Genomic DNA, 15,289 nt, shown 5'->3' on the forward strand with positions numbered 1-15,289 from the left:
GGGGCCTGATCGTTCCCACGCTCTGCGTGGGAATGCAGCCCTGGACGCTCTGCGTCCGCCCTTAGAAGCGGTACGCAGAGCGTCCCAAGAGGCGTTCCCACGCAGAGCGTGGGAACAATCTCAGAGCCTTAGACAAACTGAAAGCTATCGGCATCCAGATTCGCCGGGAACCGTGTACGGTAAGCCGCCAGCTCCGCCGCATCCAGGATCACCTGGAACACCCCATCCGCCTCCCCTGCACTCAGCAAGGTTTCACCCTGGAAATCCAACACCTGGCTATCGCCGGTGTAGGCAAACCCCTTGCCGTCGGTGCCCACCCGGTTCACCGCCGCCACGTAACACAGGTTCTCAATGGCCCGCGCCGGCAACAGCCGATTCCAATGCTGACGCCGAGCGCCCGGCCAGTTGGCGGTGTACAGCAGCAGGTCCGTATCCTGGGCATCGCGGCTCCACACCGGGAAGCGCAGGTCATAGCAGATCAGCGGGCGAATGCGCCACCCCTTCAACTCGAACTGCACCTGACGTTCACCTGGGGTGTAATGGTCATGTTCACCGGCCATGCGGAACAGGTGGCGCTTGTCGTAATGCAACACCTCACCATCCGGCCGCGCCCACAGCAGACGGTTGCGGTGGCTGCCATCGGCGGCCTGGATGATCACACTGCCGGTAATCACGGCCTGATACTTTGCCGCTTGGGCTTGGAGCCAATGATGGGTGGGGCCGCTTTCCGGCTCGGCGAGGGCTTCTGATTCCATGGAAAAACCGGTGGTGAACATCTCTGGCAGCACGATCAAGTCGGCGCCTTTGGCCTGCTCCAGCAGCAACTCGAAGTGTTCGAAATTGGCATGCCGGTCATGCCAGGCCAGGCTCGTCTGCACCAGGGCAATGTTCAGATTGGGCAGTACACTCAGATCACGCATAGTTTTTCCGCCGCTTGTCGCAACGTCTCCTCGCGTTTGGCAAAGCACAGGCGCACCAGGCGCTGGCCTTGGGGTGGGTACTGGTAGAACACCGAAACCGGAATGGTCGCCACGCCATGTTCGCGGGTCATCCACAGGGACATGGCGACGTCATCCAGGTCTGGGCGTATCTGCGAGTAATCCACCAGTTGGAAGTAAGTGCCGGTCACCCGGGTAAAGCTCAAGCGCGATGGCGCCAACAGGTCGCAGAAAAGGTCCCGCTTGGCCTGATAGAAGGCCGGCAGTTCTTCGACATGTTCCGGGTGTTCGGCCATGAAGTCCGCCAAAGCGTACTGCAAAGGGGTGACGCCGCAGAAGTTGACATATTGATGCACCTTGCGCAGTTCGGCGCTGAGGGCCGGTGGCGCGACCACGTAGCCGGTCTTCCAGCCTGTGACGTGATAGGTCTTGCCGAATGAGCTGACCACGAATGCGCGCCGATACAGTTCCTGATGGGCCAATACGCTGACGTGGGGCACACCGTCGAATACCAGGTGCTCGTAGACCTCATCGCTGACCAGGTAGATATCGCGGTCGCGGATCAGTTCGGCCAACTGGTCCAGTTCGACACGGCTGATCAATGCACCGGTGGGGTTGTGCGGGCTATTGAGGATGATCATGCGCGTACGCGGTGAAAGCGCAGCCTTGAGTTTCTCGAAGTCCAGGGCGAAGCCTTGCAGGCTCAGTTGCACATGCACGCAGCGGCCACCGGCCAGTTCGACCGAAGGCTCGTAGCTGTCATAGCTGGGGTCGAACACGATGACTTCATCACCGCTGCGAATCACCGCCTGAATGGCGCAAAAAATCGCCTCGGTGGCGCCTGGCGTGATGGTCACTTCAGTGTCGGCATTCACCGTGACGCCATAGCTGCGGGCGATCTTGGCCGCCACTTGCTGACGCAGCACCGGCAGGCCTGTCATGGGGGCGTACTGGTTATGACCGAGGGCGATGTGCTTACCCACTGCATCGAGCAAACCCTGCGGACCATTGAAATCGGGAAAACCCTGGGACAGATTGAGCGCGCCGGTTTCGGCGGCGAGTTGCGACATGGTGGTGAAAATGGTCGTGCCGACGTTTGGCAGCTTACTGCTGATCATGGGAGCCCCCTTCGGGTGAGCTGCAAGTTTTAAGCTGCAAGCTGCAAGCAGGTCAAGGGGCAAACCGTCAGGCACAAAAAAGGCTCCAAAGGAGCCCTCTCTTGCAGCTTGTAGCTTACAACTCGAAACTGCCGTTATTTTTTATCACGGCGCTTCTTGTCGGCCTTCTTGTGGTGAGTCATCAAACGACGCTTCTTGTTCACCTGACGGTCAGTCAGCGTGTTCTTGTTGCCTTCGTATGGGTTCTCGCCACCCTTGAACTCGATACGGATCGGCGTACCGACCAGTTTCAAGACACGGCGGTAGGTGTTTTCCAGGTAACGCACATAGGACTTGGGCACCTTCTCGATCTGGTTACCGTGGATCACGATAATCGGCGGGTTGGCACCACCCAAGTGGGCGTAACGCAGTTTGATCCGGCGGTTGTTGACCATCGGCGGCGCGTGCTCGCCGACCGCATCTTCCAGGATCTGGGTCAGGCGGTTGGTCGGCCAGCGGGTAACCGCGGACTTGAACGAGTTCTGTACGGACGCGTAGAGGTTGCCCACGCCGGTGCCGTGCAGTGCCGAGATAAAGTGGATATCGGCGAACTCGACAAAGAACAACCGACGCTGCAGCTCGATCTTGACGAAATCACGCTCGCTCGGCGTCATGCCGTCCCACTTGTTGATCGCGATGACCAGGGCACGACCGGCTTCCAGGGCAAAGCCCAGCAAGTTGAGGTCGTGGTCCACCACGCCTTCGCGGGCGTCCATCACGAAGATCACCACGTTGGCGTCTTTGATCGCCTGCAGTGTTTTGACCACGGAGAACTTTTCAACTTCTTCGTGGATCTTGCCGCGCTTGCGCACACCGGCGGTGTCGATCAGCGTGTACTTTTCCTCGTTGCGTTCGAACGGGATGTAGATGCTGTCGCGGGTGGTACCGGGTTGGTCGTAGACGATAACGCGGTCTTCACCGAGCATACGGTTGACCAGAGTCGACTTGCCGACGTTCGGGCGGCCGATGATAGCGATCTTGATACCGTCTTTTTCGCTCGGGCCAGGAATGCGCTTGGCTTCCTCGCCTTCAGCGACGATCTCTTCCTCGCCCTCTTCTTCCTCGACATCATCCTTTGGGAAGTCGCGCAGGGCGATTTCCAGCATCTGGGTGATGCCGCGGCCGTGAGCACCGGCGACCGGGATCGCATCGCCCAGGCCCATCGGGCTGAATTCGGCACGGGCGGCCTCAGGATCGATGTTGTCGATCTTGTTGGCGACCAGATAGGAACGCTTGTTGCGCTTGCGCAGGTGCTCGCCAATCATCTGGTCAGCGGCGGTATAGCCCGCACGGGCGTCCACCAGGAACAGCACCACATCGGCTTCTTCGATAGCGAGCAACGACTGCTCGGCCATCTTTTCGTCCATGCCATGCTCGTCACCGGAGATACCACCGGTGTCGACAATAATGTAGGAGCGCCCTTGCCACTTTGCCTCACCGTATTGGCGATCACGGGTCAGACCGGACAAGTCGCCGACAATGGCGTCGCGAGTCCTGGTCAGGCGGTTGAACAAGGTGGACTTGCCGACGTTAGGTCGGCCCACCAGGGCGATTACGGGAACCATGCGGCTCTCCACTTCGTTATTTCAGAAAATACAAAAGCCGCTGCAGGGCAGCGGCTGGTGCTCGGGGCAGCATCGTCAGATGCCGCATGCCCCGCCGAAGCAGGGCCGCCTGGGGGTTACCCCAAGCATAGTCAAACCTTTACTTGATGGTCAGGGCTTCCAGCTTGCCGCCGTTGCCATACACATAAAGCATGTTACCCACCACCAGCGGACGCGCACGCAGGCCGTCGCTGTCGATACGCTGGCGACCGACAAAACGACCATCCACCTGGCTCAGCAGGTGCAGGTAGCCTTCAAAGTCACCGACCGCGACGTAGCTGGAGAAGACTTCCGGTGCCGACAGTTGACGGCGAGCCAGGGAGTCATTGCTCCACAGTGCAGTGGTGGAACGCTCATCGACACTTTCAACGGTGCCGGATGCCAGGCTCACATAGACGCTGCCAAACCCTTGGGCGACACCCGCATAGCTGGAGGCATCACGCTGCCAGTTGATGCGACCGCTTTGCAGGTCCAGTGCGGCAACACGCCCCTGGTAGGTGGCGACGTAGAGGGTTTCACCCGACAGCAGCAAGCCGCCGTCGATGTCTACCACGCGATCCAGTTCGGAGCGACCTTGCGGGATGGCCACACGAGTTTCCCAGGCCGGCACGCCGTTCTGGGTATTCAAGGCAACCACTTTACCGGTCGACAGGCCAGCAACGGCCAGGTTGTTGGTCACAATCGGACCACTGGTACCGCGCAGGGTCAACACCGCAGGGGTGCTGTCGTACAACCAGCGTTGGTCCCCGGTGGAGGCATCCAGGCCGATCACGCGGTCGTCCTGGGTTTGCACCACGACGATATCGCCGTTGGTAGCCGGCGCCGAGAGCACTTCACTGGTCACGCGAGCGCGCCACTTCTCTTCACCGGTGCTGGAGTCCAGCGCGACCACGTCACCCTTGAGGGTACCGATCAGCACCATGCCGTAGCCGACGCCCACACCGCCGGAAACCGGCAGTTCGAGGTCTTTCTTCCACTTGACGTCGCCGTTCATGCGATCCATGGCAACCACGACGCCAGTGGAATCAGTAGCCACGATGTTGTCGCCGTCAATCGCCGGCTGCAACAGGTTGTAGAGGTCGCCCTGCCCATCACCAATGGATTGGCTCCATTGTTTTTGCAGGACCACTTCTTCCTTGAAGCTGGTCAGCTCGGCAGGAGGCAGTTCTTTTTTGCTGTTGCTGCTGCAACCCGCGGCCAAAACGGCCAGAGCCAGCAATGCTGCATGTTTCCAACGGATCACGTCACGCATCCCCTTTGGCCAAGTCGTCGAGCTTGATTTGTAAGCCACCGACCGCCGCTTCATCAGACAGCGCCGCCTTGGCTTTTTGGTACGCAGCATGGGCTTCGTCGGTACGACCCAATTGGACCAACAGGTCGCCCTTGAGCTCTTCGCGAGTGGCCACGAATGCCTTGTCAGCATCGCCGTCGAGCAGTTTGAGTGCTTCGTCAGCCTTGTTCTGCGCCGCCAATACCTGTGCCAGGCGCTGACGTGCGATTTCACCCAGGGTCGGGTTGGTCGGCTTGTCGGCAATGGCCTTCAGCTCGGTGGCGGCGTCATCCAGCTTGCCGGTATCGACCGCGACTTTAGCGACGAACAGGCTGCCGTATTGGGCGTAGGTGCTACCGCCGAATTCGTTTTTCAGCTTGCCGGCCAAGTCTGCCACCTGCGCAGGGTCAGGCTTGCCGTCCGGCGTCAGGGTAGTTTCCAGCAGTTGCTGATAAACGATCGAAGCGCCCTGGGATTGGTTGGCCTGATACTTGGTCCAGGCTTGCCAGCCGAACACCACCACTAAAGCCAGCAGGCCGCCAGTGACCAGGGGCTTGCCGTTACGCTGCCACCAGTCCTTGAACTCGGCCAGTTGCTCATCATCAGTACTCGACACCCCAATACTCCTTAATCGCTAAATTCGGCTGTTCGACAGCTTCAACCCTGCACGACGCAGGTGGCCAAGTGCGCAGCGAGCGCATCAAAGGCAATGTTCTGTTGTTCACCCTGGCCACGCAGGGGTTTGAAACCTACCACTTGCTGGGCCAGCTCGTCATCGCCGAGGATCAGTGCGTAAAGCGCACCGCTCTTGTCGGCCTTCTTGAACTGGCTCTTGAAGCTACCAGCGCCGGCATTGATCTGCAGGCGCAGGTTGGGCAGTTGGTCACGTACTTTTTCGCTCAAGGCCAAGGCCGCCAGTTCGGCAGCCTCGCCGAAGGCGCACAGGTACACGTCCACCTGACGGGAAATTTCTTCCGGGACCTGCTCCAGGGTTTCCAGTAGCAGGATCAGCCGCTCGATGCCCATGGCAAAGCCTACGCCCGTGGTCGGCTTGCCGCCCATTTGCTCGACCAGGCCGTCGTAGCGACCACCGGCACACACGGTGCCCTGGGCGCCGAGCTTGTCGGTGACCCACTCGAACACGGTCTTGCTGTAGTAGTCGAGGCCACGCACCAGCTTGGGGTTGATCACGTAGGGAATACCGGCTGCATCCAGACGCGCCTTGAGGCCCTCGAAATGCACCCGGGACTCGTCGTCCAGGTAATCAGCCATTTTCGGCGCATCGACCAGCACGGCCTGGGTGTCGGCGTTCTTGGTATCCAGGACGCGCAACGGGTTGGTTTTCAGACGGCGTTGGCTGTCTTCGTCCAGCTTGTCCAGGTGGGCCGACAGGTACTCGACCAGGGCTTCGCGATAGCGACCCCGGGACTCGCTGGTGCCCAGGCTGTTGAGTTCAAGCTTGACCGCATCGCGGATGCCCAGTTGACCCCACAGGCGCCAGGTCAGCACGATCAGCTCGGCGTCGATGTCCGGGCCGTCCAGGTTGAACACTTCGCAACCGATCTGGTGGAACTGGCGGTAACGGCCTTTCTGCGGGCGCTCGTGGCGGAACATCGGGCCGATGTACCACAGCTTCTGGGTCTGGCCACCACCGGTGATGCCATGTTCCAGTACGGCGCGAACGCACGCGGCAGTGCCTTCCGGGCGCAGGGTCAGGGAGTCGCCGTTACGGTCTTCAAAGGTGTACATCTCTTTTTCGACGATGTCGGTCACTTCACCGATGGAGCGCTTGAACAGCTCGGTGAACTCGACGATCGGCATGCGGATCTGCTTGTAACCGTAGTTATCCAGCAGGCGCGCGACAGTGCTTTCGAAGTAGCGCCACAGTGGCGTCTGCTCCGGCAGGATGTCGTTCATGCCACGAATGGCTTGCAGAGACTTGCTCACATCAGATCCTTAAATTCGTTCAATCAGCCGCGAGCGATCAGCGCTGCGTCAGCGGCGACCTTCTCGGCCGCTTTCTCGCGGATCAGCTTTTCCAGCTCATCCACCAGATTGTCATTCGTTAGCTTCTGCGACGGTTTGCCGTCGATGTAAATCAGGTTCGGTGTGCCACCCGTCAGGCCCACGTGGGCCTCTTTGGCCTCACCCGGCCCGTTGACCACACAACCGATCACTGCGACATCCAGCGGCACCAGCAGGTCTTCCAGGCGCAACTCCAGGTCGTTCATGGTTTTCACCACGTCGAAGTTCTGCCGCGAGCAGCTCGGGCAGGCGATGAAGTTGATACCACGGGAACGCAAACGCAGGGACTTGAGAATGTCGTAGCCGACCTTCACTTCCTCTACGGGGTCTGCCGCCAGGGAGATGCGGATAGTATCGCCAATCCCTTCGGCGAGCAGCATACCGAGACCCACAGCAGATTTCACTGTGCCTGATCGCAAACCGCCCGCTTCAGTGATACCCAGGTGCAGCGGTTGCACGATTTCCTTGGCCAGCAGGCGATAGGCTTCTACGGCCATGAACACGTCCGAGGCCTTTACGCTGACCTTGAAGTCCTGGAAGTTCAGGCGTTCAAGGTGTTCAACGTGGCGCAGTGCCGACTCAACCAGCGCCGCCGGAGTGGGCTCGCCGTATTTCTTTTGCAGGTCTTTTTCCAGGGAGCCGGCGTTGACGCCGATGCGGATCGGAATACCGCGATCACGGGCAGCGTCCACCACGGCACGCACGCGGTCTTCACGCCCGATGTTGCCGGGGTTGATACGCAGGCAGTCCACACCCAGTTCGGCCACGCGCAACGCGATCTTGTAGTCGAAGTGAATATCGGCAACCAGTGGGACCTTGACCAACTGCTTGATACGACCAAAGGCCTCGGCTGCGTCCATGTCCGGAACGGACACCCGTACGATATCCACGCCAGCCGCTTCCAGACGATTGATCTGGGCAACGGTGGCAGCCACATCGTTGGTGTCACTGTTGGTCATGCTCTGCACTGCAATGGGGGCGTCGCCACCCACCGGCACCGAGCCGACCCAGATCTTGCGCGATACGCGACGTTTGATTGGAGATTCGCCGTGCATGACTATTGTCCCAACTTGAGGCGAGCAGTCTCGCCACTGGTGAACGGCGCCACGTCTACAGGCTGGCCGTTGTAGGCCACTTGCGCGCCACGGGCAAAGCCCAGACGCAGCGTCAAAGGAGGCTTGCCGCCCTGGTCAAGCGTATCTCCCTTACGCTTCAAACCGCTAAACAGCACTTTGCCGTTGCCATCGGTGACCTGCGTCCAGCAGTCAGCGATGAAGGTAATTTGTACGCGCCCATCACCGGCGATCAATGCCGGGGTGGTGGGAGGCGACATCGCCGGCGCTGCGGGTGCGGCTGGCGCAGGGGTCGCAGGTGCAGGCGTCGGAACCGCCGGAGCCTGGGCCACGGGTGCGGCCGGAGCGGTCGGAACAGCCGGAGCCGGTACCGCAGCAGGGGCCGTGCCGGCGTCTGGCGCGGGTTGTTCGGCAGTGGCCGGCGCTTGCGGCGCAGCTTGCCCCTCTACCACGGCCTGGTCTTCCGGCTCGTCCAGGGGGTGAATCTGGGTGGTGCCGTCGGCGCTTTCAACTTCGACATGTTCCATGGCGTTGCTGGTCAGGTCTTTGTTGCGCTGGGAGGTCTGGTCTTGCCACCAGACAAAACCGCCGCCGACCACGGCAATCAGCAACAACAGGCTGACAATCCGCAAAATGGTATGGGAAACGCGCGTAGGCTCTTCGATGCGCCCCAACCCATGGACATTACTGCCCTGGGCATCGGTGCCGGTGAACTGGTCGAACTCTTGGACCAACACGGCCTGGTCGATACCCAGCAATTTTGCATAAGCGCGGATATAGCCGCGGGCAAAAGTGTGCCCAGGCAGCTTGTCGAACGCGCCGGCTTCCAGATTGGCCAACGAGGTACTGGTCAAATTGAGCTTGAGGGCCACTTCAGCCAGCGACCAACCATTGCTTTCGCGGGCCTGGCGCAAGGTTTCGCCTGGGTTGACGCGATTAGCTGCTACATCTTCCGGGTGCGCGGCTTTCATCATTGCTCCGACAGGTATTGCTGATATTCCGGCGTACCGGGATAGAGTCGTTCGAGTTGCTGGCCAAAACGTGCGGCCGTGTCGTGTTCTTCATGAACCGTCGCCAGGCGCACACCGAGCAATAGACTACGTGCATTTTGCCCGCTGAGCAGGCTAAAACGCTCGTAATAGTCACGTGCTGGCACATAATGCCTGTCTTCGTAAGACAACTCAGCCATTTCGAGCAATGCCCGTGGCTGGCGACTGTTCAGGTGCAGGGCTTTTTCCAACTGCTGGCGAGCGCTGTCGCGCTGACCGAGGCGCATCGAGGTCACACCGAGGTTCTCGAACACCCGCGAACGCTGCGGGTAGAGGGTATCGGCGGCGGCTTGCTGAAAATAACGTGACGCCAGGTCGTACCGTTGCTGCTCGAACAGGAAACTGCCGTAGTTGTTCAGCAGCCGCGGATCGGCAGGGCGGGAGGCCAGGGCCTTGTGGAAATAGCGGTCGGCCAGCTCGGGCTCGGCCTGAGCCTGAAACACCAAAGCCAGCGCGGCGTTGGCATCGGCATCATCGGCGTCCAGCTCAAGGGCCTTTTTCAACGGCACCTTGGCCTGCTCGCTCATACCTTGGCGCAGATACCCCAAACCCAGTTGCACATAGGCAACTCGCGCCTCATCACGGCCTTTATCAGTGCGCAACGGGCTGTCATGGCCCGATGAAACGCAACCGGCCACGAGGCCGGTAAACAGTAAAAGCAGCGCAAGGCGCAAGGGCATAGAGATCCTCTCTCAGATTCGATTCACAGCGATTTGCGGCAAATCTTCAGCGGCGTTAAGTTCGCGCACGGCGATATAACGTTCACTGCGGCGGGTGCGGTCCATCACCTGCCCTACCAATTGGCCACACGCGGCATCGATGTCTTCACCACGAGTGGTTCGCACAGTGACGTTATAGCCGGCCTGGTGCAGTTGATCCTGAAAACGACGGATGGCGTTGTTGCTCGGCCGCTCGTAGCCAGAATGAGGAAACGGGTTGAACGGGATCAAGTTGATCTTGCACGGGGTGTCCTTGAGCAATTCGATCATCTCGACCGCATGCTCCAGCTTGTCGTTGACGTCCTTGAGCATGGTGTACTCAATGGTCAGCACACGCTTCTCACCCAGGGTCGCCATATAACGCTGGCACGATTCGAGCAGCATCTTAAGCGGATATTTCTTGTTGATCGGCACCAATTGGTTACGCAATGCGTCATTAGGTGCGTGCAGCGACAACGCGAGGGAGACGTCGATGTGCTTGGCCAGCTCATCGATCATCGGTACCACGCCGGAGGTCGACAGGGTCACACGGCGCTTGGAGATGCCGTAGCCCAGGTCGTCCATCATCAGGTGCATGGCCGCAATCACGTTGTCGAAGTTCAGCAGCGGCTCACCCATGCCCATCATCACCACGTTGGTGATGGCACGGTCGACGGTCGCCGGGACGCTGCCAAAGGATTTGTTGGCAATCCACACCTGGCCGATGACTTCGGCGGCGGTGAGGTTGCTATTGAAGCCTTGCTTGCCGGTGGAGCAGAAACTGCAGTCCAGGGCACAGCCTGCCTGGGACGAAACGCACAAAGTGCCACGTTTGCCTTGGGGAATGTACACGGTCTCGACACAGCTACCGGACGCCACGCGCACTACCCACTTGCGGGTACCGTCGCTGGAAATATCCTCGCTGACCACTTCGGGACCACGCACCTCGGCAATGGCCTTGAGCTTGTCGCGCAGGGCCTTGCTGACGTTCGTCATGGCGTCGAAATCGTCGACGCCAAAGTGGTGAATCCACTTCATTACCTGACCGGCACGGAAACGCTTCTCCCCGATTGAGTCGAAGAATTTCTCCATTTCCGGCTGAGTCAGACCCAGCAGGTTGGTTTTAACAGTCGATGTAGTCATGGATTCACCCTCACTCTTTAAGCCGATGCTTAGCGAGCGGTTACTTCAGTAGCAGCGAAAAAGTACGAGATTTCGCGAGCAGCAGCAGCTTCGGAGTCCGAGCCGTGAACAGCGTTGGCGTCGATGGATTCAGCGAAGTCAGCACGGATGGTGCCAGCAGCAGCTTCTTTAGGGTTGGTAGCGCCCATCAGCTCACGGTTCAGAGCGATAGCGTTTTCGCCTTCCAGAACCTGGACAACAACAGGGCCGGAGATCATGAAGGCAACCAGGTCACCGAAGAAGCCACGAGCGCTGTGCTCAGCGTAGAAGCCTTCAGCTTCAGCCTTGGACAGTTGCTTGAGTTTCGAAGCTACAACCTTCAGGCCGGCTTTTTCGAAACGAGTGGTGATCTCGCCGATGACGTTTTTTGCAACAGCGTCAGGCTTGATGATGGAGAAAGTACGTTGAACAGCCATGGTGTAACTCCAGAAACGGTAATTTACGAAAAATTAAACCCGCGAATTATACGCGGGTTATTGGGTATTGCCTAACTGCGTAAAAAGGCGGCTCAGTCTGCTTCTTCGATCCACAGGCCTTGAATCGCCTCAAGGACCTTTTCGCCACCCCGGTCAGGGATGTCGTCAAAATCCGGCAGTGCCATTACGAGGTCGCGCAGCTTGACGAAGTTCACCGTAAGAGGATTGACCTCAGGATGAGCTTCAGCAAGTTGTATAGCGATTTCTTGTACATCAACCCATTTCAGGCTCATGACATTTCCTTGAATCAATGCGGCGCTTCGGCTGCATGGTTGAGCGAATATTTCGGGATTTCGACGGTGAGGTCTTCAGTCCCCACTTTCGCCTGACAACTCAGGCGCGACGTCGGCTCCAGGCCCCACGCCCGATCAAGATAGTCTTCTTCCAGGTCGTCAGCCTCATTGAGGCTGTCGAAACCTTTACGAATGATGCAGTGACAGGTGGTGCAGGCATTCACGCCGCCACAAGCACTTTCGATCTCGATGTGGTTGTCATGGGCGACGTCGAGCAGGGACTTGCCGGTCTCAGCCTCCACGACCATGCCGTCAGGGCAATGTTCGGCGTGCGGTAGAAAAGTGACCTGCGGCATCAGTTATTCCTCAATTTCATTCAGGTTGCGGCCCGCCAGCGCGGCTTTAACCGTCTGATCCATACGGCGGGCGGCAAAGGCATCAGTCACTTGCGACAGGCGCTTGGTCTGTTGCTCGATGGCGTAACCATCGTTGCCTTTCATCAGTTCGGCCAGTTCCTGCATTTGCAGGTCAATGACCATGCGCTCTTCGGCATCCAGCAAGCGCTCGCCGTCGGCTTCAAGGGCGCCCTGCACCGCTTCGAGCAGGCGCTGGGCATCCACTTGCTGCTCGCGCAATACGCGGGCGACCTTGTCGTCACCGGCATACTGGAACGAATCCTTGAGCATCTTGGCGATTTCGCCATCGGTGAGGCCGTAGGACGGCTTGACCTGGATGCTGGCTTCAACGCCAGACGCCAGTTCGCGCGCAGCGACACTGAGCAGGCCATCGGCATCGACCTGGAAGGTCACGCGAATTTTCGCCGCGCCCGCCACCATCGCCGGAATGCCACGCAACTCAAAACGCGCCAGGGAACGGCAGTCGCTGATCAGCTCGCGCTCGCCTTGCAGCACATGAATCATCATGGCTGTCTGGCCGTCTTTGTAGGTGGTGAAATCTTGGGCACGTGCGACGGGGATGGTGGTGTTGCGCGGGATCACCTTCTCCATCAGGCCGCCCATGGTTTCCAGGCCCAGGGACAACGGGATCACGTCGAGCAAAAGCAATTCGCCGCCATCACGTTTGTTACCAGCCAGGGTATCGGCCTGGATGGCAGCGCCGATGGCGACGACTTGATCCGGGTCGATTTCGGTCAGTGGTTGGCGCCCAAAGGCTTCGGCTACCGCTTCACGCACGCGCGGCACGCGGGTGGAACCGCCTACCATGACCACTGCGCCAACGTCCTCCAACTCGATACCGGAATCACGCACAGCACGACGGCAGGCTTTGAGGCTGCGGGCAACCATCGGCTCGATCAGCGTATCAAAGGCTTCGCGAGTCAGTGGCGCCGACCAGTTACCGTAGCAAACATCAACAGAAGCAGCGTCAGTCAGCGCCTCTTTGGCCGCACAGGCAGTTTGCAGCAGGTTGCGCTGCGCGCCTGGGTCCAGGTCGGCCGACAAGCCGGCACTGCTGATGATCCAGCCAGCGATGGCGTGATCGAAATCATCGCCGCCCAGAGCGCTGTCGCCGCCGGTCGCGAGCACTTCAAACACACCGCCGGTCAGGCGCAGGATCGAAATATCGAAGGTACCGCCGCCCAGATCATAAATAGCGACCAGGCCTTCAGCGTGCTGATCGAGGCCGTAGGCCACAGCCGCCGCAGTCGGCTCGTTGAGCAAGCGCAGCACGTTCAGGCCGGCAAGTTTCGCCGCGTCCTTGGTGGCTTGACGCTGGGCGTCATCGAAATACGCCGGAACGGTGATAACCGCCCCTACCAGCTCACCACCCAAGGTGTTTTCCGCACGCTGGCGCAGCACCTTGAGGATATCGGCCGACACTTCCACCGGGCTCTTGGGCCCCTGGACAGTGTCGATGAACGGCATATGGGACTCGCCGCCGACAAAGCGGTACGGCAATTGGTCACCCAATTGCTTGACGTCGGACAACCCACGACCCATCAAGCGCTTGACCGACAACACCGTGTTCAAGGGGTCTGCGGACGCGGCGAGCTTGGCCGATTCGCCCACTTCAGTGCGGTCGGCGTGATAACGCACGGCAGACGGCAGGATCACCTGCCCATCGGCGTCGGGCAGCGGTTCGGACAGGCCGCTGCGCAAGGCAGCAACCAGGGAATTGGTGGTGCCCAGGTCAATCCCGACCGCCAGGCGACGCTGGTGCGGTTGAGGGCTTTGGCCGGGTTCGGCGATTTGCAGTAGAGCCATGGTAATCAGGTCTTATCTGTCTATCAGGCGTGCATCACGGGCAGCACTGGGTTAATCGTCGAGGCGCTCTTCTAGCTGGCGCACTTCGTAGGTGAGCTTGTCGAGAAACTGCATGCGCCGCATCAGGCGTTCGGCCTGTTCGCGTTGCGCCGCATCATCCCAACAGGCTGCGAAGCTTTCGTTGAGCTCATCCTGGGCGGTTTTCAGACGACGCTTGAAGACCGCAACACCGGCTATATCGGCTTCGTCCTGCAAGTCTTCGAGCTCTTCGCGCCACTGCATCTGCTGCATGAGGAAGTCCGGATCGTGCACCGTAACTTCCAACGGCAACTCGCCACCGTTCAGGGCGAGCAGGTAACGTGCGCGTTTCGCGGGGCTTTTGAGCGTCTGATAGGCTTCGTTGAGGCTGGCCGATTGCTCAAGGGCCAAGCGCTGCTCACGCTCGGAAGCGTCAGCGAAGCGGTCCGGATGCACCCCACGCGCCAATTCACGGTAGCGCGTGGCGAGCTGCTCAAGGTCCAGCCGAAAGCTCGGCTGCAGCTCGAATAAAGCGAAATGACAAGGAGTACCCACGAGTAGCCTCAGATGTTGAAGCTTTCGCCGCAGCCACATTCACCGCGCACGTTAGGGTTGTTGAACTTGAAGCCTTCGTTCAACCCTTCCTTGACGAAATCGAGTTCGGTGCCGTCCAGGTAGGTCAGGCTCTTGGGGTCGATGATCACTTTCTCGCCGTGACTTTCGAACACCTGATCCTCTTCAACCACCTCGTCGACAAACTCCAGCACGTAGGCAAGGCCGGAACAGCCCGTGGTGCGTACACCCAGACGAATCCCCTCACCTTTACCGCGCCCATTCAGGGAGCGGCGAATGTGCTGCGCAGCCGCTTCTGTCATGCTGATAGCCATCGTTGACTCCTTACTCGTCGCCAAATGCTTAGATCAAGCCTTTCTTCTGCTTGTAGTCGCGAACGGCTGCCTTGATGGCATCTTCAGCGAGTACGGAGCAGTGGATTTTCACTGGCGGCAACGCCAGTTCTTCGGCCAACTGGGTGTTGCTGATAGTGACAGCCTCATCCAGGGTCTTGCCTTTCATCCATTCGGTCGCCAGGGAGCTGGATGCGATGGCCGAACCGCAGCCGTAAGTCTTGAATTTGGCGTCTTCGATAACGCCAGCATCGTTGACCTTGATCTGCAGGCGCATCACATCGCCGCACGCCGGGGCGCCGACCATGCCGGTGCCGACATCTGGATCTTCCGCGTTCATCTTGCCGACGTTGCGCGGGTTTTCGTAGTGGTCGATGACCTTTTCGCTGTAAGCCATGGTACTGAATCCTCACTCATCAGGGCCGCTCTGGAACCCTGT

The 15,289-nt window shown here is 59.6% G+C and carries 17 protein-coding genes; all 17 read right to left on the bottom strand.

The genetic code is table 11. From position 1 onward, the window contains the following. Window positions 1–128 precede the first annotated feature (128 nt). Entirely contained in the window at window positions 129–920 is a 792-nt protein-coding gene (locus HBO10_RS15710) for an amidohydrolase (RefSeq protein ID WP_034128020.1), read from the bottom strand. Beyond that, complete coding sequence (locus tag HBO10_RS15715) at window positions 908–2,056, bottom strand: pyridoxal phosphate-dependent aminotransferase (RefSeq protein WP_034128021.1); 1,149 nt, start codon at window positions 2,054–2,056, stop codon at window positions 908–910. Before HBO10_RS15715 ends, HBO10_RS15710 begins: the two co-directional genes overlap by 13 nt. 134 nt (window positions 2,057–2,190) lie before the next feature. After that, the gene (gene der / locus HBO10_RS15720; RefSeq protein ID WP_016977675.1) at window positions 2,191–3,660 is read right to left on the bottom strand and encodes a ribosome biogenesis GTPase Der; all 1,470 of its coding nucleotides are present in this window, start codon (window positions 3,658–3,660) and stop codon (window positions 2,191–2,193) included. Between the two features lie 139 nt (window positions 3,661–3,799). Next, on the bottom strand, window positions 3,800–4,951 hold the full coding sequence (gene bamB, locus HBO10_RS15725; protein ID WP_032903676.1) for an outer membrane protein assembly factor BamB: 1,152 nt from the start codon (window positions 4,949–4,951) through the stop codon (window positions 3,800–3,802). Beyond that, window positions 4,944–5,585 (bottom strand): YfgM family protein, encoded by a 642-nt coding sequence (locus tag HBO10_RS15730; protein WP_003194010.1) that lies wholly within the window; start codon window positions 5,583–5,585, stop codon window positions 4,944–4,946. Before HBO10_RS15730 ends, bamB begins: the two co-directional genes overlap by 8 nt. Window positions 5,586–5,626: 41 nt before the next feature. Further along, window positions 5,627–6,916 carry a histidine--tRNA ligase gene (gene hisS / locus HBO10_RS15735; RefSeq protein WP_034128022.1) on the bottom strand — a complete coding sequence of 430 codons (1,290 nt, stop codon included), beginning with the start codon at window positions 6,914–6,916 and terminating at the stop codon, window positions 5,627–5,629. Between the two features lie 23 nt (window positions 6,917–6,939). Next, complete coding sequence (gene ispG / locus HBO10_RS15740) at window positions 6,940–8,049, bottom strand: flavodoxin-dependent (E)-4-hydroxy-3-methylbut-2-enyl-diphosphate synthase (protein ID WP_003175952.1); 1,110 nt, start codon at window positions 8,047–8,049, stop codon at window positions 6,940–6,942. A gap of 2 nt (window positions 8,050–8,051) precedes the next feature. Next, window positions 8,052–9,038, bottom strand: coding sequence for a RodZ family helix-turn-helix domain-containing protein (locus HBO10_RS15745; RefSeq protein ID WP_034128023.1), 987 nt, complete (start codon window positions 9,036–9,038; stop codon window positions 8,052–8,054). Further along, window positions 9,038–9,796 carry a type IV pilus biogenesis/stability protein PilW gene (gene pilW, locus HBO10_RS15750; protein ID WP_034128024.1) on the bottom strand — a complete coding sequence of 253 codons (759 nt, stop codon included), beginning with the start codon at window positions 9,794–9,796 and terminating at the stop codon, window positions 9,038–9,040. The genes HBO10_RS15745 and pilW overlap by 1 nt, the downstream gene beginning before the upstream one ends. Window positions 9,797–9,808: 12 nt before the next feature. Next, on the bottom strand, window positions 9,809–10,957 hold the full coding sequence (gene rlmN / locus HBO10_RS15755) for a 23S rRNA (adenine(2503)-C(2))-methyltransferase RlmN (RefSeq protein ID WP_003194014.1): 1,149 nt from the start codon (window positions 10,955–10,957) through the stop codon (window positions 9,809–9,811). A gap of 29 nt (window positions 10,958–10,986) precedes the next feature. Continuing rightward, window positions 10,987–11,412, bottom strand: coding sequence for a nucleoside-diphosphate kinase (gene ndk / locus HBO10_RS15760; RefSeq protein ID WP_003175956.1), 426 nt, complete (start codon window positions 11,410–11,412; stop codon window positions 10,987–10,989). Between the two features lie 92 nt (window positions 11,413–11,504). After that, window positions 11,505–11,705 carry a Fe-S cluster assembly protein IscX gene (iscX, locus tag HBO10_RS15765; protein ID WP_034128025.1) on the bottom strand — a complete coding sequence of 67 codons (201 nt, stop codon included), beginning with the start codon at window positions 11,703–11,705 and terminating at the stop codon, window positions 11,505–11,507. A gap of 14 nt (window positions 11,706–11,719) precedes the next feature. Continuing rightward, window positions 11,720–12,061: an ISC system 2Fe-2S type ferredoxin gene (gene fdx, locus HBO10_RS15770; protein WP_005791182.1), complete on the bottom strand. Its 342-nt coding sequence runs from the start codon at window positions 12,059–12,061 to the stop codon at window positions 11,720–11,722. Between the two features lie 3 nt (window positions 12,062–12,064). Continuing rightward, entirely contained in the window at window positions 12,065–13,927 is a 1,863-nt protein-coding gene (gene hscA / locus HBO10_RS15775; protein ID WP_034128026.1) for a Fe-S protein assembly chaperone HscA, read from the bottom strand. Between the two features lie 51 nt (window positions 13,928–13,978). Further along, entirely contained in the window at window positions 13,979–14,500 is a 522-nt protein-coding gene (gene hscB, locus HBO10_RS15780) for a co-chaperone HscB (protein WP_034128027.1), read from the bottom strand. Window positions 14,501–14,508: 8 nt separating this feature from the next. Continuing rightward, window positions 14,509–14,832 (bottom strand): iron-sulfur cluster assembly protein IscA, encoded by a 324-nt coding sequence (gene iscA / locus HBO10_RS15785; protein ID WP_003209680.1) that lies wholly within the window; start codon window positions 14,830–14,832, stop codon window positions 14,509–14,511. Between the two features lie 28 nt (window positions 14,833–14,860). After that, entirely contained in the window at window positions 14,861–15,247 is a 387-nt protein-coding gene (iscU, locus tag HBO10_RS15790; protein ID WP_003175965.1) for a Fe-S cluster assembly scaffold IscU, read from the bottom strand. Window positions 15,248–15,289: the final 42 nt, after the last annotated feature.

Origin of the sequence: Pseudomonas sp. WS 5503 (assembly GCF_012985385.1) — a bacterium.
GTDB classification, from domain to species: domain Bacteria; phylum Pseudomonadota; class Gammaproteobacteria; order Pseudomonadales; family Pseudomonadaceae; genus Aquipseudomonas; species Aquipseudomonas paracarnis.